Raw genomic sequence first — 21,997 nt, forward strand, 5'->3', positions numbered from 1 at the left:
TCAGGGCTGCGATGGCGGAGGTCTCCGCCCTGCCCGGCTGCCGGCATCGTGGCGCCCGGTGACATTCCTGAATTGCCAGCAAGGGTGACATTTCTGGATGGTTGCAACACATGACGAAGTTCTCCGCCCGCATCAAAGCCTTGTCATCGCTGCACCCGAAGTTTCGCCTTTCGGAAACACCCGCGCAGTCCGCTTGCCGTTTCCGGGCAGGTTAGCCACCCTGAGCCGACTTCAGGGCAAGGACGCGACGTGACCGATTATCTTCTGCTGCTCGTCGCCGGGTTCCTCGGCGGAATGCTGAACGCGGTGGCAGGAGGCGGCACCTTCATCGTCTTTCCGGCGCTGGTCTTCACCGGTGTCCCGGTCGTCATGGCGAACGCGACCAGCACGGTGGCCGCCCTGCCCGGCTATCTCGCGGCCGCACTCGGCTTCCGGCACGAGATTGCCCGCATTCCACGCGACATCGTGCTGCGGCTGACGCTGTGGACGCTGCTGGGCGGCGCGCTCGGGTCAGCGCTGCTGCTGGTGTCCTCGAACGAGGCGTTTTCGGCCATCGTGCCCTTCCTGCTGCTTGCCGCGACGCTGATCTTTCTTGCCGGCCCGCAACTGCGGGCCTTCGCCTCGCGCTTCCGCAACGGCGTCACGGCCTTTGGCGCGGGCACCATGGTCCCGGTCGCGCTTTACGGAGGATATTTCAACGGCGGCCTCGGGATCGTGCTTCTGGCGCTGTTCTCGCTATGGGGGATGACGGACATCCACAGCATGAACGGCCTCAAAACCTGGCTGTCCTTTGCGCTGTCCACCATCAGCCTTGGAATTTTTGCCTGGGGCGGGCAGATCGCCTGGCTGCCCTGCCTGATCCTTGCCGTCGGCGCCATCATCGGGGGTCTCGCCGGCGCACCTGTCGCCCGGCTGATGTCCGTCGGCGTCCTGCGCGGGTTGATCGCGGTGGTGGGCTTCGGCATGACGGCGCTATTCTTCTGGCGCCTTATCAACGGAGCGTGAACATGGCGGAAATCAAGCGGATCGAATGCGGCCCCCGGATGAGCATGGCGGTCGTCCACAACGGCGTCGTCTATCTGGCCGGGCAGGTGGGCAATCCCGGCGACAGCGTGACCGAGCAGACACGCGAGGTGCTGGCGCAGGTCGACCGGCTGCTGGCCGAGGCGGGGACCGACAAGACGCGCATTCTGACCGCCCAGATCTGGCTGGCCGACATGGCCGACTTTGCCGAGATGAACGCCGTCTGGGACGCCTGGGTGCCGCAGGGCCACTGCCCCGCCCGCGCGACGGGGGAAGCGAAGCTCGCTACCCCCGACTACAGGGTCGAGGCGATCATCACCGCCGCGCTGTAACCGCCGCCATCACCGACCGCGCCGCCCGCAAGCCGGGCGGCTCTCCTCCGCGGCCCAGCCGCTGCATCGCCAGGTCCATCGCGGCCAGTTGTTCGGCGCGGGCGTCGGGATCGTCCAGCAGGCGCAGCAGCGCGCTGGCCATGGGGCCGGGCTGGCAGTGCTTGCCCAGGAACTCGGGCACTGCGCGGGTCTCGCTGACGAGGTTCACCAGCGTCACCGTATCGGTCTTCAGCAGCATCCCCATCAGCGCCCGGCTGATCGGCGCCATGTCATAGCCGATCACCATCGGCACCCGGTTTGCGGCCAGTTCGAGGCTGACCGTCCCGGAGGCGGCCAGTGCCAGATCGGCGGCGGCGAATGCCGCGCGCTTGTCGGCCTGGTCCTGCACGATCACCGGCGCGGTCGGCCAGCGCCTTGCCATCCCGCCCAGCATGTCGGCGACGCCCGAAACGGTCGGCAGCACGACGCGGATCTCGGGCACCCGGTCGCGCAGCCGGATCAGCGCCTCGTCGAAGCGGGGGCCGAGCCGTTCGACCTCGCCGCGCCGCGATCCCGGCAGGCACAGGACAAGCGGCGCTTCGGCGGCAATGCCATGGGTTGCGCGGAAAGCCGCGGCCTCGTCAGGTGTCGCAACAGGCTCGGCCACGACTGGATGGCCAACAAAATCGCAGGTCATCCCGGCGGCCCGCATCAGCGGCGGCTCGAAGGGAAGAATGGCCAGCACATGGTCGATGACCTGCGCCATCTTCGCCGCCCGCCCCGCCCGCCATGCCCAGACCGAGGGCGCGACGTAATGCACGGTGCGGACCTGCGGCGCCGCGGCCCGAACGATCCGCGCCACCCGCAGCCCAAAATCGGGACTGTCGATCGTCACCAGCACATCGGGGGCCGCCGCGATCACCGCCCGCGCCGTTTCCGCGATCCGACGCTTGAGCGCGCGGTATTTCGGCAGGATCTCCCAGATGCCCATGAGGCTGAGCTCAGCCATGGGAAACAGGCTGCGCAGCCCCTGCGCGGCCATCGCCTCGCCGCCAATCCCCTGAAGCTCAAGGGCGGGGTCCAACTGCCGCAACCCGTCGATCAGCGCCCCGCCCAGACGGTCGCCCGAAGGCTCGCCCGCGATCAGGAAGGCCTTCATCGACCGTTGCCTGTCGCCTTGCAGCAGGCGGCAGGGGCTTCTTTCTGGCCCAAATACCCCGTCACTCCCGCGCCCACAGGAACAGCCCCGCAGCCTCGGCGGCGTCGATTGCCGCCTCGCGCTCCAGCAGCATCACGCCCCGGGCTTCCCAGGCGATCCCCGCCAGACCGGCGCGGGCAGCCTGCGCGACGGTATCGGGGCCGATCGCCGGCAGGTCGATGCGGCGGTCTTGCATCGGCTTCGGGGCCTTGTAAAGCACCCCGCGCCCGCCTGCCGCCACCGGCCGCAGCCCCTGATGTGCGGCGGCGAAATCCAGCATCGCCTCGGTCCCCGGCAGCGTCTCGAAGGCGAGGCAGAGGCCCTGCACCACCACGCAGCCTTGGCCGATGTCCAAAGGCCCTGTCACTCTCAGGATCTCGGCCGCACGCGCGGCATCGGCCCGGTCGGCCTCGGAGGGCTCGCCCACAAGCACGCCCGGACCGGGGACAAGATCAGGGCGGATCGCAGTGACGCCCACGACCTCGAAATCCCACTCTTCGAAAATCGCGATCAACTCGCGCAGCGCGCCATCGTCGCCCGCCTGCATTGCCGCCAGAAAACGCGGCACCAGCGTCGCGGTGCGCGGATCGAAAGCCTCGGGGTCAAGCCGGGGTCGGCGGATGGCACCGGCGAAGACGACGCAGGTGACGCCCTCGTCCGCAAGGCCATCAAGGAAGGGGACCAGCCGTTCCAGCCGGAAGGACGTTGCCGGGATCGGCGGCGCAAAACCTTCCATTGCGTAGACGAGCGGGGCATCCAGCGCCTCGGCCAGAAGACCGGGCAGCGCCCCTTCGCCTGCGATGATCGCCGTCCTGCCGGTCATGCGGGGGGCTTCAGGAAGCTGCGCTCGCTGGGACCGAGGATGAAGTCCAGCACCTCGCGCTCCATCGGCGTGACCTCGCCTTCGGCCCGGGCGCGCGCGGCGTCGCGGAAGGACCCCGTCGCCAGCGCCGCCAGCAGATCGCGCAGCGCCGCGATGTCGCCCCGATCCGCGCCGCGCCGCTTGAGGCCAACGAGGTTCAGCCCCTCGAATTGCCCGCGCGGCCCCGACACCAGCGCGTGCGGCAGCACGTCCGCCGTCACCATCGTCAAGGCACCGATCATGGCCCCGCGGCCGATGCGGACGAACTGGTGGATGCCGGACAACCCGCCGACGATCACCTCGTCCTCGATCACGCAATGCCCGGCAACGGCGACACTGTTGACCAGGATCACGCGGTCGCCGATCCGACAGTCATGGGCGACGTGGCAGCTTGCCATGAACAGCCCGTCATCGCCGACCTGCGTCAGCCCGCCGCCGCCGGCCGTGCCGGGATTCATCGTCACATATTCGCGTATGCGGTTGCGGGCGCCGATGACAAGCCGGGTCCGCTCTCCCTGAAACTTCAGGTCTTGGGGGATGCCGCCGATGCAGGCAAAGGGAAAGATGACCGTTTCGGCCCCGATTTTGGTGTCGCCTGCGACGACCACATGGGATTTCAGTTCGACCCTGTCACCCAGCCGCACCTCGGGTCCGACATGGCAAAAGGGGCCGATGCGGACGCCTTGCCCCAGTTCCGCACCCGTCTCGACGATGGCCGAGGGGTGGATGGCGGTGTCAGCCATCTGCTGGCGCCATCATCGCTGTGAACTCGGCCTCGGCGCAGATCTGCCCGTCGACCTTGGCCTGCCCCGTGAACTTCCAGATCTTGCCGCCGGAGCGCTTGACCCGGACATGCAGTTCAAGCACGTCGCCGGGCTGGACCATGCGGCGGAACTTGCAGCCGTCGATGCCCATGAAATAGGTCAGCATGGTCTTGTCGATCATGTTCATGCTGATGCCCACCACGACCGCCGAGGTCTGGGCCATCGCCTCGACGATCAAGACGCCGGGCATCACCGGCTGGTCGGGGAAATGGCCGGGGAAATGCGGCTCGTTCGAGGTGACGCACTTGATCCCGACCGCGCCTTCATGGGGCACGATGTCCCGGACCCTGTCGATCATCAGGAAGGGATAGCGGTGCGGGATGATCCGCTTGATCAGAGCCAGATCGGCAGAGTCGTAGGGGGCGGGGTTGCGCGCGGTCTCGGCCATCTTGTGCTCCGAATATTTCCTTCGTGCCTATCAAATGGCCGGAAGACTTGGCAAGGCAGCCCCGGTTGTGCCAGCGGCGGGTCCATCTCGATGGGCGGCAAGCCGCGCGTGGCGGATGGCGCTGGAGGACAGGTCCGACATCGGCACGTTGACCAGCACCCAGGCGGGCGGCGTCCTGTCCGCCAGACGGCCCGCCTGGTCTTCGGGCAGGCGATGCGGGCCAAGGATGTGGGCCGCGCGCGAGGTGCGGGCAGATGTGCGCGAGCCGGGACGGGCGATCACCCCGATCGGCACCTGAGCCGCGATCCCGCGCCAGCGGTCCCACCGGCTGAACTGGATCAGGTTGTCCGACCCCATCAGCCAGACGAACCGCACGCCCGGATAACGCGCCCGCAGCACCGCGATGGTGTCGGCGGTCCAGCGCGTGCCCAGCCCCGCCTCGATCCCCGTGACAAGGATGCGCGGGTCGCGGGCAAGCCGACGGGCCGCGTCGATCCGCTGGCCCAAGGGTGCCGGACCCTGCGGCTTCAGCGGATTGCCGGGGCTGACCAGCCACCAGACGCGGTCAAGCCGGAACCGCTGCAGCGCCATGCGGGTGATATGCAGATGCCCCTGATGGGCCGGGTCGAACGAGCCGCCGAGCAGGCCGATCCTCTGCCCGGCAAAGGCAAGGGGGCGGTCGCCTGATCCCTTTGCCACGCCTAGCGCGGGTCCTGCGGGGCAGCGGGCGCGCCTTCGGGCAGGTCCAGCGCCGTTCCGGCGGGCGCCACCGCAGAGCCGCCGGGCGCGTCCCCGGGTTCGGGGGCAGCGCTTTCTTCCTCGGCAGCCTCCTCGCGCGCGCGGGCCTGCGCCAGCGCGGCGGCCACGATCTCGCGCCCGTCGCCCAGTTCGGCATCCAGCGCCGCGATGGTGGCGGCAGTGACGTCGATGCGCTCATCGGCGATCAGCACGGTGCGCTGGTCCAGCACCACCAGCGCGCCGCGTGCCGTCATCAGCCGCCCCAGCACAGGCGCGGCCGCTTGGGCGAACAAGGCGCGGTCGAGATCGGACATCTCCGCCAGCGCATTGCGCGCGGCCTCGCGTTCCGCGCGGACCGCCATCACCCGTTCGTCGAAGCGGGCGGCGCGCTGGCGGAATTCCTCGGGCGACAGGGTGGCACGGGCGGCCGTCAGAGCATCCTCGTCGGCGACCAGATCGGCAAAGGCGCGGTCGTTGTCGGCGGCCACCTGCCGCGACTGGGCCGCGAGTTCGGCTTGGGCGCGCATCCCCCAGCGCGACTGGCGGTACATGGCCTCCTGGTCCACGGTCAGCACCGCCCGGCCCAGCGCGGCGGCGGCGCCCCCGGCCGGCAGAGTGGGCGGCACCACCCGCAGGGGCGCGCCACTTTCGGGACCGGGGCCGGCAGGCGGAGGTCCGCCGGGTGCAGCGGGCCGGGACAGTTCAGGCCCGGCAAGATCGCCCGCGTCATTCGGTGGAACCGGCGCCGGGGATTGCGGAGGACGGGCAGAGCCGAAGGGCGAGGGCCGCGCGGGCGGAGGCTCCTGCCCTGCCACAGGCGCCGGGGCGAGCAGCGCCCCCAGCAGCGCCGCCGCCAGACCCGCCTGCCCCAGCCCGTGGCGCATCAGAACCGGGTCGAGATCGACAGGTCGAAGGGCTGCGTGTTGTCGTAGTCCTCTTTCTTGATCGCCTTGGACAGGTTGAAGCGCAACGGCCCGATGGGCGTCGTCCAGAACAGCGACACCCCGACCGAGGCGCGGATGTTCATGCTGTCATCCACGCTGCCGTCGATGGCTTCGGTCACGTTGCCGTCCCCGTCGCGGTCGTTGGTGTCGCGGCCGTAACCGGCGACATTGTCCAGCCCCCAGACGGAACCGGCATCGGCGAAGATGCCGCCGCTGATCCCGTATTCCTCGGGCAGTCCCAGCGGGAACTGCGCCTCCGCGCGGGCGGCCCAGAAATAATTGCCGCCCAGCGCGTCCTCGTAGGGCGCATTCAGGTCGCGGGGACCGTAGCCGTTCGATTCAAAGCCGCGGATGCGGCCGGTCCCGCGGAAACGGTCGGTGATGCGGCTTTCGCTGTCGTTCAGCATGACCAGCGCGCCCGCCTCGAACTCGGCCCGCAGCGCGACTTCCTCGCGCCAGGCGCGGCTTTCGACGCCCGCCAGCATCGTCGTGGTGACCGCATCCACATCGCCGCCGAGGCCTGCGAAATCCTGGCTGAAGCGCAGCTTCCAGGCTGTCAGCGGGTCCAGGCCCGTGCCGCGCGTGTCGTAATTGTAGCTGTAGCCAAGCGCCGAGCTGACGCGCTCGCCCTGCTCGCCCACCAGGATCGGGGACGAGCCGATCCATTCGCCGGTTTCGGGATCGAAGCCGACGGGATCGACATCATACAGCTTGTCCTTGCTCAGCCGATAGCTGAGTTCGAGACGCCCGTTCTCGCTGACCGGGAACTCGATCCCCGTCGAAATTCCCAAGCTGCGCGTGTTGAAGCGGGCGTTGTCGTAATCCGACGTGCGGTACCAGGCCGACAGGCGGGCGCGCAGGTCGCGGGCCAGGAAGGACGGCTCGATGAAGCTGAAATCGAACCCCTGCGAGCCGCTGGCGGTCGAGAAGGACAGCGCAACGGTCTGACCGCGGCCAAGGAAGTTCTGCTCGGTCAGCGAGGCGTTGAAGCCGATGCCCTGGCTGGCGCCATAGCTGGCGCCAAAGCCGAGGCTGCCGGTCGGCTGCTCCTCGACGTTGACATCGACAATCACCTGCTGCGGGCTGGACCCTTCGCGCGTTTCCACCTGCGCGTCGGCGAAGTAGCCCAGCGCCCGGATGCGCTCGGCCGAGTTGCGGATCTCACGCGGGTTCAGGGGGTCGCCCTCGACGGTGCGGAACTGGCGGCGGATCACCTCGTCCAGCGTCGTCGTGTTGCCCTCGATGTCGATGCGCTCGACAAAGACACGCGGCCCGCGGGTCAGCGCGAAGGTCAGGTCCAGCGTCTGGTTGCGCGGGTTTCGCGTCACCCGAGGTTCGACCGCAAGGAAATTGGCGCCCTGCTGCAAGGCCACGGCCTCCAGCCGCTGGATCGAGTTCTCGACCGCCTGCGGGCTGTAGACCTGTCCCGGCCTAACCCGGTTCTGCGCCACATAGGCGTCGGCGGACACGCCCGGCACCTCGCTGACGACGGTGACATTGCCGAAGGTGTAACGCGGGCCTTCGTAGATGTTGTAGGTGACGAAGAACGCGTCGCGTTCGCGGGCGACCTCGGGCGCCACGGCCTGCACCCGGAAGTCGGCGTAACCGCGCGAGCGGTAGAAGTCGGTCAGCAACTGCTCGTCCAGTTGCGTCCGTTCGGGGGCGAAGACGTCGCGGCGGATGAAGGTCCGCAGGATGCCCGCCTGCTTGGTCGCCAGTACGTTCCGCAGCCGGCGGTCGGAAAAGGCGCGGTTGCCGGCGAATCCGATGCGCTCGATCTCGGTCAGGTCGCCTTCGCGGATCTCGAACACCAGATCCACGCGGTTGCCGGGGCGGCGGATCACGCGGGGATCGACGCGGGCGGCATAGCGCCCCTCGCTGGCATAGGCGGCAGCGATGGTCTGAGCGTCCCGTTCCGCCTGCGCGGGCGAGAACACCCGGCGCGACTGCGACTGCACGATCTCGCCCAGCCGTTCGTCGTTCAGGCGGCGGTTGCCCTCGAAGCTGATGACGTCGATGACCGGATATTCGCTGACGCGGATGACCAGCGTGCTGCCCTGCGGGACGATCTCGACCGTCTCGAACAGGCCCGACTGCTGCAGGCGCTGCTGCGCGTCATTCAGATCGCCCAGCGACAGGTCGGCGCCGCGGCGAATGTCGGCAAGCGACAGGATGGTTTCCGCATCGACGCCCTGCGCGCCTTCCAGCCGCACCTCGGAATAAACGGCGGCGACCGCCGGCATCCCCAGCATGACCGTCAGCGCCAGTCCCGAGACGAGCGCCCGCGTGCCCCTGATAGCCGGGCTTGCGCCCATCCTGCGATCCCACATGACCTGTCCCTTGCGCCTGGCGTATCGCGCCGGTTTTCCCGGCCGCATTTGCGGCAGGATTAAACCCCTGCCGCCTGTCCTGTCAAAGCAAACCCCCGCCTCAGCGGCAAAGTATGTCGTTGGAGAGGCCGAAGAACATCAGTGCCAGCACCAGCGCCACGCCGATGCGGGTCAGCACATCCATGACGCGTGCCGACGGCGGGCGGCCCGCCACGGCCTCCCATGTGTAGAAGGCAAGGTGTCCGCCATCCAGCACCGGGATCGGCAGCAGGTTCAGGAAACCGATGCCCGCCGACAGCACCGCGACCAGCCAGAAGAAGTTGCCCGCGCCCGAGCTGGCCGCGTCCCCCGCGACCTCGGCGATGGAAATCGCGCCGGACAGGTTGCAGCGGCCGATCTGCCCGGTGACCATGGCGACCAGCCCGGTCAGCGAGCCCCAGATCACGTCCCAGGTCTGCTGTGTGCCGATCCACAGCGCCTCGAACGGGTTGGGCGTCCGGGTGGCGGGGCGGATGTAGCCCTCTCCTCCGGTCACGCCGATCAGCCAGCGTTTCTCGAAGCCGCCATCGACGCGGGGCAGGTCCTGTTCGCGGGGGACAAGGACAAAATCGGCCTCTCCGGCGTCCTCGCGCCAGACGCGCATGGTGACGGGGCGGCCCTGCGCGGCCTCGACGGTCGGTCGCAGGTCGGTGAAGCGGGTGATCGGCCGGCCTTCGACCGCCAGGATCACATCGCCGGGCCGCAGGTCCACCGCCGAGGCGGCGCTGCGCGGCCCCACGCCCGAGACGCGCGGTGGCGCGACATCGGGGGCGGTGACGGTGATCTCGTTGCCCCCACGGCGGACGGTCCACTGCTGCTGCGGCGCGGGCGGCAGCGTCTCGGACAGGCGGAACAGCGCGCCCCAGTCGGTGACGGGCTGTCCTCCGACGGCCAGCACCTCGTCGCCGGGCCGCAGGTCGTTGGTGATGCCGGGGGGCGCGGGCGCGATCTCGCCCACCACCACGCGGTCGGTGGCAAGCCCCTGCCACATGACCACGCCCGCAAAGACGGCAGCGGCCAGGATGAAGTTGAAGAACGGCCCCGCCGCAACGGTGGCGAACCGCGCCCAGAGCGGCGCACCCCCCAGCGTCTGCCGCGCCAGCCTTGGGTCGACCGAGCCGTCGCGGGTGGCGCTGGCCACATCCGCATCCCCGAGGAAGCGGACATACCCGCCAAGCGGGATCGCCGCGACCTGCCAGACGGTGCCGCGCCGGTCGCGGCGGGCGAACAGCCGCGGCCCGAAGCCTAGCGAGAAGACCTCGGCCCGGATGCCCGACCAGCGGCCGACGATGTAATGGCCGTATTCGTGGACGCCCACGATGATCGACAGCGCGATGATGAAGGCGGCGACCGTCCAGGCAAAGCCGCCCATCTGTCCGGCGATTTCCCCGATCATGCCGCCGCCTGCCACACGGCGGCGTCACGCCGCGCTTGCGCGTCCCATTCCAGAACGGTCTGCAGGCTGTCGGGACTGTTCCCGAAGCCCGCCCGCCCCGCCGCGAGATCAAGCGCATGCGCGACCGCCCCCGCCATGTCGGTGAAGCGGATGCGGCCGGTGATGAAATCGTCCAGCGCCTGTTCCTTGGCCGCGTTCAGCACCGCCCCAGCGGCCCCGCCCTGCGCGATCACCTGCCGCGCCAATGCCAGCGCCGGCCAGCGCGTCCCGCAGGGGGCACGGAAGGTCAGGCTGCCCAGGGCGGCAAGGTCCAGCCGCGGCAACGGCAGCTTCTCGCGCCGGGGCCAGTGCAGCGCATGGCCGATGGCATGGCGCATGTCCGGCGGCCCCAGATGCGCCAGCGTGCCGCCGTCGATATAGGCGACAAGCGCATGGACGATGGATTCGGGATGGATCAGGACGGCGATGCGGTCTTCCGGCAGGCCGAAGAACTCATGCGCCTCGATGACTTCCAGCGCCTTGTTGAACATCGAGGCGCTGTCGATGGTGATGCGCTGGCCCATGTCCCAGTTCGGATGGCTGGACGCCTCGGCCACCGTGGCCCGGGCCAGCCGCTCAAGCGGCCAGTCGCGGAAGGCGCCGCCCGAGGCGGTCAGGGTGACAAGCTCGACCCGGTCGAGACTGTTATTCTCAAGGCACTGGAAAACGGCGGAATGTTCCGAATCCACCGGCAGGATCGTGGCGCCGCTGCGCTGTGCGGTGCCCATCAGTAGGCGGCCTGCGGCAACAAGGCTTTCCTTGTTCGCCAATGCCAGCGTGCCGCCGCGCTGGACCACCCGCAGGCCGGGGGCAAGCCCCGCCGCGCCCACGATCGCCGACAAGGTCCAGTCGGCAGGCCGGTCGGCGGCCTCGGCGATGGCGGTCGTGCCGGTCGCGGCCTCGACCCCCGACCCCTCCAGAGCCTCGCGCAGATCAGGCAGCAGCGCTTCGTCGGCGATCACGGCGATCTCGGCCCGCAGGGCGCGCGCCATCTCGGCCAGCCGCGCGACGTTGCGCCCGCCGGTCAGGGCGACCGTCCGCCATGTCGCGGGTCCGCCTGACCGCATCAGCAGGTCGAAGGCGCTTTCCCCGACCGAGCCGGTCGCGCCGAAGATGGAAACGCTGCGCATCTCAGCCCACGATCGGCAGCCAGTTGCCCAGGCCCAGCACCGTCGCTGCGGCGAGCGATCCTGCCATCGCATCGAAACGGTCCATCAGCCCTCCGTGTCCGGGGATCAGGCGCGAGCTGTCCTTTACGCCGACCCGCCGCTTGATCCAGCTTTCGGCGATATCGCCCATCTGGCCGGCAAAGGCGAGAAGCGGGCCGATCACGATCACGCCGGGATCGGCCCGGCCGAGGATCACGAGGATGATCCCCAACAGCACCGCACCGGCCCAGCCGGCGACAGTCCCGCTCCATGTCTTCTTCGGGCTGATGGCGGGCCAGAACTTGGGGCCGCCGACGCTGCGGCCGACGAAGTAACCCAGCACGTCCGACAGCACGACCAGGGCCACGATCCAGACCGCCTCGCCCAAGCCGAAGGTGATGCGTATCCACAGCAGCCCCCAAGCCGCCAAGACCATCATCAGGCTGAAGCCGACATAGGCAAGCCGCAGCTCGCGCCGGGCGATGCGGGTGCCGAGGCCAAGGGACAGGATGAAGGCCAGCGCCCCCCACGATCCCCAAAGCAGCGTCAGGGCCATCGCCAGGCCTGACAGCAGGCCGACGCCGATCACCCGGCCACGCTGCGGCGCCGGGACCACGAGGCGGGTCAGTTCCCACATCAGGGCCGCGAACAGAACCGAGATGCCGATGCTGGCCACCAGCACCGGCAGCAACAGCAGCGCGGTGCCGGCAACAAGGATGATCAGCGCCGAGCCGAGCCGCTCGGCCAGATCGGGCCAGCGGCCCTGTGGCGCGACGCGCGGTGGGCGCAGGCCCCTCATGCCGCTCCGAAACGGCGCTGGCGCAGGCTGGTGCGGTCGAGGATCTCGGCCAGATGCGCCGGCGAGAAATCGGGCCACAGCACCGGCGTGAACTCGTATTCCGCATAGGCCGCCTGAAACGGCAGGAAATTCGAGGTCCGCGTCTCGCCCGAGGTGCGGATCACCAGATCCGGGTCGGGCTGGCCGGCGGTGTCGAGGCAGGCGGCAAGGTCGGCCTCGCCGGGCCTTGCGATCTCGCCGGCCGCGATCCTGCCGGCCAGCCGCGCCGCCGCCCGCGCAAGCTCGTCGCGGCCACCGTAGTTGATGGCGACGGTCAGGTTCAGGCGGCAGTTGCCCGCCGTCCGCGCCTCGATCCCCGCCATCAGCGCCTGCAGCTTGGGGTCCAGCCGCTCGCGCCCGCCGATGAAGCGCATCCGCACGCCCTCAGCCGCCATGGCGTCGGCCTCGCGCCGGATATAGCGGGCGAAGATACCCATCAGGCCCAGCACTTCCTCGGTCGAGCGCTTCCAGTTCTCGGTCGAGAAGGCGTAAAGTGTCAGCCAGTTCACGCCGAGGTCTGGCGCCGCCCGGACGATCTGCTTGACCCGCTCGGCCCCGCGACGGTGGCCGACGAGGCGCGGCCAGCCCCGCTCGCTGGCCCAGCGCCCGTTGCCGTCCATGATGATCGCGACATGGCGGGAGCGGGCTGCGCCATTGGCGAAGGCGGGCGTGATGACCGGCGCTGCTTCGGCCATGATGTCAGACCTGCATGATTTCGGCTTGTTTAGACTCGAGCGCCTTGTCCACCTCGGCGATCATCTTGTCGGTCAGTTCCTGCACCGAGGATTCCCAGAACTTCTGGTCGTCCTCTGCCATGCCCTTGGACTTGCCCTTCTTGATCTGGTCCATGCCGTCGCGGCGCACGTTGCGGATCGCGACGCGGGCGCTTTCGGCATATTGCGCGGCGACCTTGGTCAGCTCGCGCCGGCGTTCCTCGTTCAGTTCGGGGATCGGCAGCATGATGATGGTGCCGTTGGTCTGCGGGTTGATGCCGAGGCCGCTTTCGCGGATCGCCTTTTCCACCTTGCCGACCATGCCCTTGTCCCAGATGTTGATTGTGACCATGCGCGGTTCCGGCACGTTCACGGTCCCAAGCTGGTTGATCGGCGTGGGCGAGCCATAGGCGTCCACGGTAATCGGGTCGATCATGCTGGCCGAGGCGCGGCCCGTCCGCAGGGATGAAAATTCGTGCCGCAGGCTGTCCATCGCGCCTTTCATCCGGCGTTCAAGGTCATCCGTATCGATCTCGATCTCGTCGGCCATAATCCTGCTCGCAGATAGTTTTTTCGCTCTATAGCCGCTTGCGGACGGGTTTGTATAGGTGCACTGCCGCCGCAGTTGCAGACAGCTTTACGCTTTCTCGTAGGCGCTGCCGTCCCCGGCCCGGCGGGCGCGGGCGACATACTCGCCCTTTTCCGGCACCGCCACCGCCCGGAACTCGCGCGCGAGCCGGTGCAGCGCCGCGCGCATCTCGGGGCCGCGCATGGGCTGGCCGTGAAAGGTCACGGCAAGTTCGGGTCCCAGCGCGGCGAGCTTCTTCACCGACTCCTCGGCGGCTTCCCAGTCGATGGTGAAATACATCGGTGGGCCGTGCATCTGCGGCTCTTGCAGGGCAACGTCATAGGCGGACTCCTGCCCTGTCGTGCAGAAGGCATCGCCCACGATCAGGGCGCGATCCCCGTCGCGCCAGAGCGAGACATGACCAACCGAGTGGCCGGGCGTGTGGACCCAGCGCCAGCCCGGCATGAACGGCACGCTGCCATCCTCGGGCAGCGGGCGCAGGCGCGCGCCGACATCCACGGGCGACCTGGGGTAAAGACGCGAGAGGCGCGCCATCAGCCCGCCGCCGACGCTTGGATCCGCGGGCGGATAGGCGGCGCTGCCGTTCAGGTAGGGGTGTTCAAGCGGATGCGCGTAGACGGGGGCGTCCCATTCCTCGGCCAGCTGCTCCAGCGCGCCGACATGGTCGAAATGACCATGCGTCATGACAATGGCGGCGGGGCGCGATCCTTCCCCGAAGCGCGCCTGCGCGGCACTGCGGATCAGGCCCGCCGTCCCGGTCAGCCCCGCGTCGATCAGCACCCATTCGCGATCCCCTGCGCCCGAGGGGCCCACGAAGATCACGTTGACAATGCCCAGGCGCCGATAGGCCAGATCGGGCGCGACCTCATGCGTATGGTCGCGCCGTGCGGCATCCAGTTCCGGCTCGACCGCGCTTGCGTCGTCGGAAAGGGGGATCTGTTCGGACATGGCCGCCTCGTTTCTGGCTTCAAGGCAGAACGAACGCGGCGGGCCGGGGTTCCTATTCGTGCACCCGCGTATAGGTGCCGTTCCCCGCCAGGATGCCGCAGAAGCCGCCCGGCTCGTCCAGCGAGAAGACGATGATCGGCAGGTTGTTGTCCCGCGCCAGCGCGATGGCCGAGGCGTCCATGACGTTGAGATGCTTCTGCAGCACTTCGTCATAGCTCACGTTGTCGTAACGCACCGCGTCGGCATGCTTCTTGGGATCCTTGTCATAGACCCCGTCCACCTTGGTGCCCTTGAAGATCACCTCGCAGTTCATCTCGTTGGCGCGCAGCGTGGCCGCGGTGTCGGTGGTGAAATACGGGTTCCCGGTTCCGGCCGCGAAGATGATGACGCGCTTCTTTTCCAGATGACGGATGGCGCGGCGGCGGATGTAGGGCTCGGCCACCTCGTCCATGCGGATGGCGCTGATGACGCGGGTGTGGATGCCCTCGGCTTCCAGCGCCGCCTGCATGGCCAGCGCGTTCATCACCGTCGCCAGCATCCCCATGTAGTCGGCAGTCGCCCGCTCCATCCCCTGGGCGCTACCCTGCAGGCCACGGAAGATGTTGCCGCCGCCGATCACCATGCAGATCTCGGTGCCGAGGTCATGAACGGATTTCACCTCATTGGCGATGCGGGCGACGGTCGGCGGGTGCAGCCCGTAGCCCTGGTCGCCCATCAGCGCCTCGCCGGAGATCTTCAGCATGACCCGGTCATAGCCGACGGCCTGCGGTGCGGCGGTCGAGGGTGGCGCGGGGTTGGTCAGGTCGGTTTCGGTCATGCTGTGGCCCCCGCGGATTTCATCGGCCGGCAAAATGACGCAGATAGAGCGCATGATCAACACCGCCTCCGCCGCGTCAGACGATCCCTCGCGGATTGAACGGCTCGTCGCCGTCATCGACCCGAGCCGCCCGGTCCTGATCGCGGGACCGACCGCATCGGGCAAGTCGGCGATGGCGCTGCGGATCGCGCGGGCGATTGGCGGTGCGGTGGTCAATGCCGATGCCCTGCAGGTCTGGTCCTGCTGGCGGGTGCTGACGGCGCGCCCCTCGACCGAGGATGAAGCCGCGGCCCCGCACCTGCTTTACGGCCATATCGCGCCGGGGCGCAGCTATTCCGTCGGAGACTGGCTGGCCGAGGTCGCGGCATTGCTGGACCGGTCCCGCCCGCTGGTGATCGCAGGGGGGACCGGGCTTTACCTGTCGGCGCTGACCTCGGGCCTGGCCGTCATTCCCCCGGTCCCCGCAGAGATCCGGGCAAAGGGCGACGCATGGCTGGCGCGTGGCGGGCTGGAGGAGATGATCGAGGCGCTGGACGCGCGCACCCGCGCGGGTCTGGACCTGCGGAACCCGGCCCGCGTCCAGCGCGCGTGGGAGGTGCTGAGCGCGACCGGACGGGGGCTTGCCGACTGGCAGGCCGAAACGCCGCCGCCGCTGATTCCGGCGGGCGGGGCGCAGCGCTTCGTGCTGCAGACGGACCGCGACCGGCTTGCCCGGCGCATCGCCGCGCGCTTTGACGCGATGCTGCAGCAGGGCGCGCTGGACGAGGTGCGGCAGATGCTGCCCCTCTGGCAGGCGGGCGCGCAATGGACCCGCGCGATCGGCGCGGCCGAGCTGAAGGACCACCTGGAAGGGCACGCAACGCTGGCCGAAGCGACGGAGCGCGCGGTCATCTCGACGCGTCAATATGCGAAAAGCCAGCGCATCTGGTTCCGCAACCGGATGCGCGGCTGGACCATCGTTCACGTTTAAAGAATTTCCGGGAACGTTCATGGTTTATCAACGTTTTATGTGCGATATTTTCACATAGCGAATCTGGGGGCAGGCCGATGTCCGCTGACCCGAACACATTTACCGACAGCCTTTATCCCGCCGGTTGCCTTGTCGATGCGCCGGATGCGTTCACGCCCTCGCCGCCGGCGAATTTGCCGCAGCCCGCAGCACCGATCACGCCCTATGCCGGGCGGCCGCGGCCGCCCGAAACCGGGCTGCGGCTGCTGCCGCTCGACAGCTTTGTCTGGGGGGGCGCTGCCCGGCCGGATGGCGTCCGGCGCGGCCGGACCCGCGGGGACCATTGCCTGATCCGTGTCACGGCAGGCGTGATGCGGATCATCCTGCCCAGCGGTGCGGTGGATCACGGCGCCGGCAGCGTGATCTTCGTGCCCGCCGGCACCGCCTTTGCCGCCGATCCCCAGCCCGGCGTGGCAGGTCAGGCACTGCTGATGCAGCGCGACATGGGCCGGCGACTGGCGCTGCCGAACCGCATCGTGGTCGGCAGCGGGGCCAGCGATGCCTTTTCGGCCGATATCGCCGCACTGGCAATGCGCGGCCGCGACCCCATCGCCAGCGCAACCGCTGCCTGCCGGCTGGAACTGATTGCGACCACGCTGCACCGCCTGTCTGCCCGGCCGGAACCCGCAAGCCCCGCCTTGCCCGGTCAGGACAGCCGCGCGCTGGTCGAGGCCTATTGCGAACTCGCGGGCCGAGAGATGGGTCGCGGACGGACCATCGCCGATCTGGCCGAGGCGCTGGGCACGACGGCGGGTGGGCTGGACATGGCCTGCCGCCGGCAGCGGGGCTGCTCGGCGCTGGACCTGATCTACAAGCTGCGGGTCGAACGTGCGGTGGCCCTGCTGCCGGATCGCACCCGCAGCCTTGCCCAGATCGCCGAGGATCTCGGCTTCACCGGAACCGCGCATCTGAACCGCGTCATGATGGCACTTGCGGGACGACCGGCAGAAGCGTTCCGGGCACATGCGTGACGCAAGGCTGCGCCGGAAATGGCGGGGGAGATCTGAAGACACGGAAGGGACTGCTGGCAATCAGCGCAAGGAGAGGCAGAGCCGAAGAACACCCCCTTCGTCGAAACTGACGGATTCCCAGGCACGCCAAAGGCGACGCAAAATACCGGAAGGTTCCACGATCCGGTTGCCGCGGCTCTGTTGCACAAATGGTCTGATGGCCGTTGTTCCCCCTTTCCCCGGACAGACTCATTCCACAGCTTCAGTGACGGGTATGCCGAGCGCGGTGTAGCCGTTCAGGACGGCAATCCGGACCTGAAGTTCGGCGACCTGACGATCGAAGTCCCGCGCCATGAGGCGTTGCCCCAGAAGTTTCACGCAATGCATCTTCGTCTCGACGCGGCTCCGGCGGTGGTATCCACTCCATCTTCGCCAAAGCGTGCGGCCCAGGTATTTCGCAGATCGCAGAGCCTCGTTGCGCGCCGCGGCCCCGGCCGTGACAGCCTTCCATGGCTTTGCGTTCCTGCGGGGCGGGATCACGGCGTGAGCGCCGCGGTCGGCGATCGCATCGTGGCACTTGCGGGTGTCGTAGGCACCGTCAGCCGTAACGCTGCCGATCTCCTCGTCCGCCGGGATCTGGTTGAGCAGATCTGGCAGGACCGGGGCGTCACCGATGTGGCTCCCGGTGATCTCGATGGCCCGGACTTCTAGCGTTTCCTCGTCGATCCCAATGTGAATCTTGCGCCAGATACGCCGCTTCGGGCCGCCATGCTTGCGGGCGTGCCACTCGCCTTCGCCTTCGACCTTGATCCCGGTGCTGTCGACCAGCAGGTGCAGAGGTCCCTTGGAGCCCCGATACGGGATGTTGACGGCCAGGGTCTTCTGGCGCCGCGACAGCGTGCTGAAGTCAGGCACCGTCCAGTCGAGGCCGATCAGGCGAAGCAGGCTCTCGACGAACCCTGCCGTCTGCCGCAATGCCATGCCGAACAGCACCTTCATGGAAAGGCAAGTCTGGATGGCGGCATCGCTGTAGGTCTGCTGTCGGCCACGTCGACCTGTCGCAGCCGCCTCCCAGCTCATCTCGGGGTCGAACCAGATCGTCAGCGAGCCACGGCGCTTGAGCGCTTCATTGTAGGCCGGCCAGTTCCTGGTCTTGTAGGTCAGGCGTGTGGGTTTGCTCATGTCGACCAGCTACCATGCTGACTCACGACATGAGTCACTGAAGGGATTTGTGCAACATGTGTAACCGCCCCAAGCGCAAGAGGGATTTTGAAGCTGATCTTGGCGCGTTGTCGGGTGCTGACATGTGTCCGGCCTCATGATGCGGCGCGATCCATGCCGCAGGGCCCGTATGGTGTTCGAAGGTCGGGTCCAGATCAAAGCCGCGTGCTCATAGGCACTCTGTTGCACACTGGTTTTCCCGATCCCGTCTCACAACTGTTGCGCCAAACTGCTCCTTGCCCTCTTCCGCTCCGACGTCCTCGCGATCTGCGGCGGCTTACGCCGCTGCGACCGGAGATTGGTAGATGCCACCCGAGCCATCAAGGCCCAGACGATCCGCGCCATCTTGTTCGCCAAAGCCACCCGCACCAGCATCGGTGGCTTGCGCAACAGCAGGCTGCCCAGCCATGTTCCGGGCTGCGCTTCCTTGTGAACGTTACGTTTGATCACCACGCTGTTGGCGCCAATGATCAGCAGGCGTCGCAGGGATCGTTCGCCCATTCTGGTCGTTGCTCCGAGACGTTGCTTGCCGCCGGTCGAATGCTGCCGAGGCACAAGACCAAGCCAGGCGGCAAAGTCGCGTGCCTTGCGGAACGTCTCGGGTGGCGGCGCCAGAACAGCGATGGCCGTGGCAATCAGCGGCCCGATGCCCGGCACCGTCATCAGTCGCCGGGCGACGTCATTCTCCTTGGCGCGCCGGGCGATCTCGGCATCGAGCTTCCTGATCTCTGCCTCCAGATGCGTGAGTGCCGCGATCAAAGCCTTCAGCGTGGGGACGGCATCAGCAGGGAGAGCGCCATCCGGATCCTCCACGATCGCGATCAGCCGCGCAGCGTTGGCCGCTCCCTGTGGCACGATCTGACCGAACTCGGTCAGATGGCCGCGCAATGCGTTGATCGCCTGCGTGCGCTGCCGGATCAGCAACTCCCGGACCCGGAAGACCATTGCCGCGCCTGCGTCTCTTCGCTCTTGACCGGAACAAAGCGCATGGTGGGTCGCATAGCCGCCTCGCAGATGGCCTCGGCGTCCGCCATGTCATTCTTCTGGCGCTTCACAAACGGCTTCACATAGGCCGGCGGGATCAGCCGCACCTCATGCCCCAGCTTGCCAATTTCCCGGCCCCAGAAGTGAGCGCCGCCACAGGCTTCCATCGCCACGACGCAAGAGGGCAGCTGGCTGAAAAACTCCAGCACCTGCCCTCGCCGTATCTTCTTGCGCAGAACGGCTCGTCCTGCGCCGTCAGTTCCATGCACCTGGAATACATTCTTCGCCAGATCGAGCCCGACCGTGATAATCTCCGACATGACCGCTCCCCTTTGTGGATCGTTGCAGACCCACCTTGGCACATCAGATGCCGTCGGGGGGCGGTCACATCATCAGAGCCGGTTGCCGCCGTGAACCGCCAGCACAGCCTGACCAGATGGTTTGAAACCTGCTGTGAAGGAGCGAATTTCACCCGGCCCCTGCCCGGAATGCGAATGTCACTCCGTCCAGGAATATTCCACCTTTCTTCGTGCCGAAGCACGCACCGCCTTTCCATGGAAATCTGTTGTCACCTGTGGAACTGCTTGGGAAAATAGCCGCCTTCGGCCATTCCGCGGCTACCTGCGTGATCGACCGGCGCCCTGCCTTCAGGCGCTTTCATCCGAGGCATTCACGGCAGGCTCTTGGGCGATGGACTCCCTGCCCCCGCGAAAGCCCATTGCAACAACGAATTTCTCGGATGAATCCGACCGGCTCGCCGGCGGCTTCACATTCGCGACCGTGGCGAAGTTCTGCTTGAGGATCGCCTGCAGCCCCTGCTCGGCCCCGCCTGCCAGCACCTTGGCGACAAAGGTGCCACCCGCTTCCAGCACGTCGAATGCGAAATCGGCCGCAGCCTCGACCAGCGCCACGATCCGCAGATGATCCGTGCCCTTGTGGCCCGAGGACGCGGCGGCCATGTCCGACATCACCACATCCGCGCGACCCCCAAGCCAGGCCTTGACCTGCTCGTCCGCGCCATCGGACAGGAAATCGAGCTGATGGATCTCGGCCCCCGCGATCGGATCGACCGCCTGCAGGTCCACGCCCAGGACACGCCCCTGCGGCTTGCCACGCGCCTCGCCCAAGGCATTCACCCGGCCTGCGGCGACCTGGCACCAGCCGCCCGGCGCGCAGCCGAGGTCCACGACCCGCGCCCCAGGCTTGAGGAAGCCGTATTTGTCATCCAGTTCAAGGATCTTGTAGGCGGCGCGGCCGCGATACCCTTCGCGTTTCGCCCGGGCGACGTAAGGGTCGTTCAACTGCCGTTCCAGCCAGAGGGTCGAGGAGAGCTTGCGCCCCTTGGCCGTCTTGACCCGCACCCGCAAGTCGCGTTGGCCGCGCCCCGACGTGCCCTTGCCCGCCCGGCTGCCCGGCACGGGGCCGCGACCCTTGCCACCCGATCCCGTCGCCATCACGCCACCCCCATCAGACCGTCCGAGGTGAGCACCCCGTCGCGCACCATCTGCGCGTAAAGAAGCCCCTCGCGCAGCCCCCGGTCGGCGACCGACAGGCGGTTGGTGGGCCAGACCCGCATCAACGTCTGCAGGATCGCCGCGCCCGACATGATCAACGCGTGCCGTTCCCGCCCGATCCGCGGATCGGTGCGACGTCCCTCGGGCCCAAGCGCGAGATAGTTCTGGATTACCCGGTCAATCTGCGCCGTCGTCATCGTCAGCCCGTCCACCTTGGTGCGGTCATAACGCTTTAGCCCGAGATGGCTGGCCGCGACGGTCGTCACCGTGCCGGAGGTGCCGATGATCTGGAACTTGTCGTCGGCCTTCGAACCCGTGGCGTAGGGGGCGAAGCTTTCCAGCATCTGCTCGAACTGCCAGCTCATCAGGGCGAAGCGCGCGGGATCGTCATTCACGTCGTCGAACTGGTCGCGCAGGGTCGCAACGCCCAGCGGCACGCTGATCCAGTCCACCACCCGCGCCGAACCCGGCGAGCGGTCGCCGAAGCCGTCCGCCAGCCGCATGATCGCGCGGGGACGCTCGGCTGGTTCCACGTCGCCCAGGTCGATCCAGACCAGCTCGGTCGAGCCGCCGCCGATATCCACCACCAGCAACTGTTCCGTCCGCAGGCTGACCAGCGGCGCGCAGGAGATCACGGCAAGCTGCGCTTCCTCCTCAGGGGCGATGATTTCCAGCGGCAGGCCGGTCTCGCGCCGGATCAGCCGCAGGAAATCGCGGCTGTTGCGGGCACGGCGGCAGGCCTCGGTCGCGACCAGCCGCATCCGGCGGACGCCATGCTGTTCGATCTTGCGCCGGCATACCTGCAGCGCATGAACGGTCCGGGTCATGGACTGACCCGACAAACGGCCGGATGCCTCGAGGCCGTGTCCCAGTTGGACCGGCTTCGAGAAACTGTCGATCACCTGGAACTGACTGCCCGTCGGGCGGGCAATCAGCATCCGGCAACTGTTCGTGCCCAGATCGAGGGCCGCGTAAAGCGACCCCTCGTCGGGCTGGCGGGTGACGGCAAGCGAGGCCGCAATGGCCAAGGACGCGTCCGCACCCGCGGGACGCCTGGGCGTCATCTGTAACGCCCTCCGAAATCGTGTTGGATCAAAGGTAATCGTCACGGTGAAGCTGTTCAACCCCGTCGCTAGTGACCGCATCGATTGCAGCGACAGGGGCTGAACGAAAA

The 21,997-nt window shown here is 68.0% G+C and carries 21 protein-coding genes and 1 pseudogene; 4 read left to right on the forward strand and 18 right to left on the reverse strand.

The annotated features are described in order from the left end of the window. Window positions 1-249 precede the first annotated feature (249 nt). Entirely contained in the window at window positions 250-1,005 is a 756-nt protein-coding gene (locus tag JGR78_RS07560; protein WP_182791978.1) for a sulfite exporter TauE/SafE family protein, read from the forward strand. Between the two features lie 2 nt (window positions 1,006-1,007). Then, entirely contained in the window at window positions 1,008-1,355 is a 348-nt protein-coding gene (locus JGR78_RS07565) for a RidA family protein (protein ID WP_182805914.1), read from the forward strand. Here the strand turns inward: JGR78_RS07565 and lpxB are convergent. From lpxB to pyrH, 14 genes are all read right to left on the reverse strand, one after another. After that, window positions 1,339-2,493 carry a lipid-A-disaccharide synthase gene (lpxB, locus tag JGR78_RS07570; RefSeq protein ID WP_182791976.1) on the reverse strand — a complete coding sequence of 385 codons (1,155 nt, stop codon included), beginning with the start codon at window positions 2,491-2,493 and terminating at the stop codon, window positions 1,339-1,341. The genes JGR78_RS07565 and lpxB overlap by 17 nt on opposite strands. Window positions 2,494-2,554: 61 nt before the next feature. Further along, window positions 2,555-3,355: an LpxI family protein gene (locus JGR78_RS07575; protein ID WP_182805912.1), complete on the reverse strand. Its 801-nt coding sequence runs from the start codon at window positions 3,353-3,355 to the stop codon at window positions 2,555-2,557. Next, window positions 3,352-4,137 carry an acyl-ACP--UDP-N-acetylglucosamine O-acyltransferase gene (gene lpxA / locus JGR78_RS07580; RefSeq protein ID WP_182805910.1) on the reverse strand — a complete coding sequence of 262 codons (786 nt, stop codon included), beginning with the start codon at window positions 4,135-4,137 and terminating at the stop codon, window positions 3,352-3,354. The genes JGR78_RS07575 and lpxA overlap by 4 nt, the downstream gene beginning before the upstream one ends. Beyond that, complete coding sequence (gene fabZ, locus JGR78_RS07585) at window positions 4,130-4,606, reverse strand: 3-hydroxyacyl-ACP dehydratase FabZ (protein WP_182805907.1); 477 nt, start codon at window positions 4,604-4,606, stop codon at window positions 4,130-4,132. Before fabZ ends, lpxA begins: the two co-directional genes overlap by 8 nt. Before the next feature lie 30 nt (window positions 4,607-4,636). Then, window positions 4,637-5,305: a nicotinate-nucleotide adenylyltransferase gene (locus JGR78_RS07590; protein ID WP_234450915.1), complete on the reverse strand. Its 669-nt coding sequence runs from the start codon at window positions 5,303-5,305 to the stop codon at window positions 4,637-4,639. Between the two features lie 2 nt (window positions 5,306-5,307). After that, window positions 5,308-6,228 carry an OmpH family outer membrane protein gene (locus JGR78_RS07595; RefSeq protein ID WP_182805905.1) on the reverse strand — a complete coding sequence of 307 codons (921 nt, stop codon included), beginning with the start codon at window positions 6,226-6,228 and terminating at the stop codon, window positions 5,308-5,310. Next, window positions 6,228-8,618 carry an outer membrane protein assembly factor BamA gene (gene bamA / locus JGR78_RS07600; RefSeq protein WP_182791971.1) on the reverse strand — a complete coding sequence of 797 codons (2,391 nt, stop codon included), beginning with the start codon at window positions 8,616-8,618 and terminating at the stop codon, window positions 6,228-6,230. Before bamA ends, JGR78_RS07595 begins: the two co-directional genes overlap by 1 nt. Window positions 8,619-8,718: 100 nt before the next feature. Then, on the reverse strand, window positions 8,719-10,053 hold the full coding sequence (gene rseP, locus JGR78_RS07605) for an RIP metalloprotease RseP (RefSeq protein ID WP_182791970.1): 1,335 nt from the start codon (window positions 10,051-10,053) through the stop codon (window positions 8,719-8,721). After that, window positions 10,050-11,222: a 1-deoxy-D-xylulose-5-phosphate reductoisomerase gene (gene dxr, locus JGR78_RS07610; protein WP_182791969.1), complete on the reverse strand. Its 1,173-nt coding sequence runs from the start codon at window positions 11,220-11,222 to the stop codon at window positions 10,050-10,052. Before dxr ends, rseP begins: the two co-directional genes overlap by 4 nt. Window position 11,223: 1 nt before the next feature. Then, entirely contained in the window at window positions 11,224-12,039 is an 816-nt protein-coding gene (locus JGR78_RS07615) for a phosphatidate cytidylyltransferase (protein WP_182791968.1), read from the reverse strand. Further along, window positions 12,036-12,773 carry a polyprenyl diphosphate synthase gene (gene uppS, locus JGR78_RS07620; protein ID WP_182791967.1) on the reverse strand — a complete coding sequence of 246 codons (738 nt, stop codon included), beginning with the start codon at window positions 12,771-12,773 and terminating at the stop codon, window positions 12,036-12,038. Before uppS ends, JGR78_RS07615 begins: the two co-directional genes overlap by 4 nt. A gap of 4 nt (window positions 12,774-12,777) precedes the next feature. Further along, the gene (gene frr / locus JGR78_RS07625) at window positions 12,778-13,341 is read right to left on the reverse strand and encodes a ribosome recycling factor (protein ID WP_182791966.1); all 564 of its coding nucleotides are present in this window, start codon (window positions 13,339-13,341) and stop codon (window positions 12,778-12,780) included. Between the two features lie 87 nt (window positions 13,342-13,428). Continuing rightward, window positions 13,429-14,328 (reverse strand): MBL fold metallo-hydrolase, encoded by a 900-nt coding sequence (locus tag JGR78_RS07630; protein WP_182791965.1) that lies wholly within the window; start codon window positions 14,326-14,328, stop codon window positions 13,429-13,431. Window positions 14,329-14,380: 52 nt separating this feature from the next. Further along, window positions 14,381-15,070 carry a UMP kinase gene (pyrH, locus tag JGR78_RS07635; protein WP_220495423.1) on the reverse strand — a complete coding sequence of 230 codons (690 nt, stop codon included), beginning with the start codon at window positions 15,068-15,070 and terminating at the stop codon, window positions 14,381-14,383. A 127-nt stretch (window positions 15,071-15,197) separates the two neighbouring features. Between pyrH and miaA the strand changes: the two genes are divergently transcribed. Continuing rightward, a complete protein-coding gene (gene miaA, locus JGR78_RS07640) occupies window positions 15,198-16,115 on the forward strand; it encodes a tRNA (adenosine(37)-N6)-dimethylallyltransferase MiaA (protein ID WP_234450916.1) in 918 nt (305 codons plus the stop codon). A 77-nt stretch (window positions 16,116-16,192) separates the two neighbouring features. Continuing rightward, entirely contained in the window at window positions 16,193-17,125 is a 933-nt protein-coding gene (locus tag JGR78_RS07645) for a helix-turn-helix domain-containing protein (RefSeq protein ID WP_182805899.1), read from the forward strand. A gap of 228 nt (window positions 17,126-17,353) precedes the next feature. Here JGR78_RS07645 and JGR78_RS07650 read toward each other — a convergent pair whose 3' ends face one another. From JGR78_RS07650 to JGR78_RS07665, 4 genes and pseudogenes are all read right to left on the reverse strand, one after another. Beyond that, window positions 17,354-18,286: an IS5 family transposase gene (locus tag JGR78_RS07650; protein ID WP_200559301.1), complete on the reverse strand. Its 933-nt coding sequence runs from the start codon at window positions 18,284-18,286 to the stop codon at window positions 17,354-17,356. A gap of 316 nt (window positions 18,287-18,602) precedes the next feature. Next, a pseudogene (locus JGR78_RS07655) lies at window positions 18,603-19,629 on the reverse strand (IS110 family transposase). 327 nt (window positions 19,630-19,956) lie between these two features. After that, window positions 19,957-20,763 (reverse strand): RlmE family RNA methyltransferase, encoded by an 807-nt coding sequence (locus JGR78_RS07660; protein ID WP_182804789.1) that lies wholly within the window; start codon window positions 20,761-20,763, stop codon window positions 19,957-19,959. Continuing rightward, a complete protein-coding gene (locus JGR78_RS07665) occupies window positions 20,763-21,887 on the reverse strand; it encodes a Ppx/GppA phosphatase family protein (protein ID WP_182804791.1) in 1,125 nt (374 codons plus the stop codon). The genes JGR78_RS07660 and JGR78_RS07665 overlap by 1 nt, the downstream gene beginning before the upstream one ends. Window positions 21,888-21,997 lie beyond the last annotated feature (110 nt).

The organism is Paracoccus sp. MC1862, assembly GCF_016617715.1.
Lineage (GTDB): Bacteria > Pseudomonadota > Alphaproteobacteria > Rhodobacterales > Rhodobacteraceae > Paracoccus.

What these genes read in the sequence shown, in the direction of transcription:
- JGR78_RS07565 (WP_182805914.1), top strand. Translation starts at nt 1,008, where the DNA reads ATGGCGGAAATCAAGCGGATCGAATGCGGCCCCCGGATGAGCATGGCG.
- lpxB (WP_182791976.1), bottom strand. Translation starts at nt 2,493, where the DNA reads ATGAAGGCCTTCCTGATCGCGGGCGAGCCTTCGGGCGACCGTCTGGGC.
- JGR78_RS07575 (WP_182805912.1), bottom strand. Translation starts at nt 3,355, where the DNA reads ATGACCGGCAGGACGGCGATCATCGCAGGCGAAGGGGCGCTGCCCGGT.
- lpxA (WP_182805910.1), bottom strand. Translation starts at nt 4,137, where the DNA reads ATGGCTGACACCGCCATCCACCCCTCGGCCATCGTCGAGACGGGTGCG.
- fabZ (WP_182805907.1), bottom strand. Translation starts at nt 4,606, where the DNA reads ATGGCCGAGACCGCGCGCAACCCCGCCCCCTACGACTCTGCCGATCTG.
- JGR78_RS07595 (WP_182805905.1), bottom strand. Translation starts at nt 6,228, where the DNA reads ATGCGCCACGGGCTGGGGCAGGCGGGTCTGGCGGCGGCGCTGCTGGGG.
- bamA (WP_182791971.1), bottom strand. Translation starts at nt 8,618, where the DNA reads ATGTGGGATCGCAGGATGGGCGCAAGCCCGGCTATCAGGGGCACGCGG.
- rseP (WP_182791970.1), bottom strand. Translation starts at nt 10,053, where the DNA reads ATGATCGGGGAAATCGCCGGACAGATGGGCGGCTTTGCCTGGACGGTC.
- dxr (WP_182791969.1), bottom strand. Translation starts at nt 11,222, where the DNA reads ATGCGCAGCGTTTCCATCTTCGGCGCGACCGGCTCGGTCGGGGAAAGC.
- JGR78_RS07615 (WP_182791968.1), bottom strand. Translation starts at nt 12,039, where the DNA reads ATGAGGGGCCTGCGCCCACCGCGCGTCGCGCCACAGGGCCGCTGGCCC.
- uppS (WP_182791967.1), bottom strand. Translation starts at nt 12,773, where the DNA reads ATGGCCGAAGCAGCGCCGGTCATCACGCCCGCCTTCGCCAATGGCGCA.
- frr (WP_182791966.1), bottom strand. Translation starts at nt 13,341, where the DNA reads ATGGCCGACGAGATCGAGATCGATACGGATGACCTTGAACGCCGGATG.
- JGR78_RS07630 (WP_182791965.1), bottom strand. Translation starts at nt 14,328, where the DNA reads ATGTCCGAACAGATCCCCCTTTCCGACGACGCAAGCGCGGTCGAGCCG.
- pyrH (WP_220495423.1), bottom strand. Translation starts at nt 15,070, where the DNA reads ATGCTGAAGATCTCCGGCGAGGCGCTGATGGGCGACCAGGGCTACGGG.
- miaA (WP_234450916.1), top strand. Translation starts at nt 15,198, where the DNA reads ATGATCAACACCGCCTCCGCCGCGTCAGACGATCCCTCGCGGATTGAA.
- JGR78_RS07645 (WP_182805899.1), top strand. Translation starts at nt 16,193, where the DNA reads ATGTCCGCTGACCCGAACACATTTACCGACAGCCTTTATCCCGCCGGT.
- JGR78_RS07650 (WP_200559301.1), bottom strand. Translation starts at nt 18,286, where the DNA reads ATGAGCAAACCCACACGCCTGACCTACAAGACCAGGAACTGGCCGGCC.
- JGR78_RS07660 (WP_182804789.1), bottom strand. Translation starts at nt 20,763, where the DNA reads ATGGCGACGGGATCGGGTGGCAAGGGTCGCGGCCCCGTGCCGGGCAGC.
- JGR78_RS07665 (WP_182804791.1), bottom strand. Translation starts at nt 21,887, where the DNA reads ATGACGCCCAGGCGTCCCGCGGGTGCGGACGCGTCCTTGGCCATTGCG.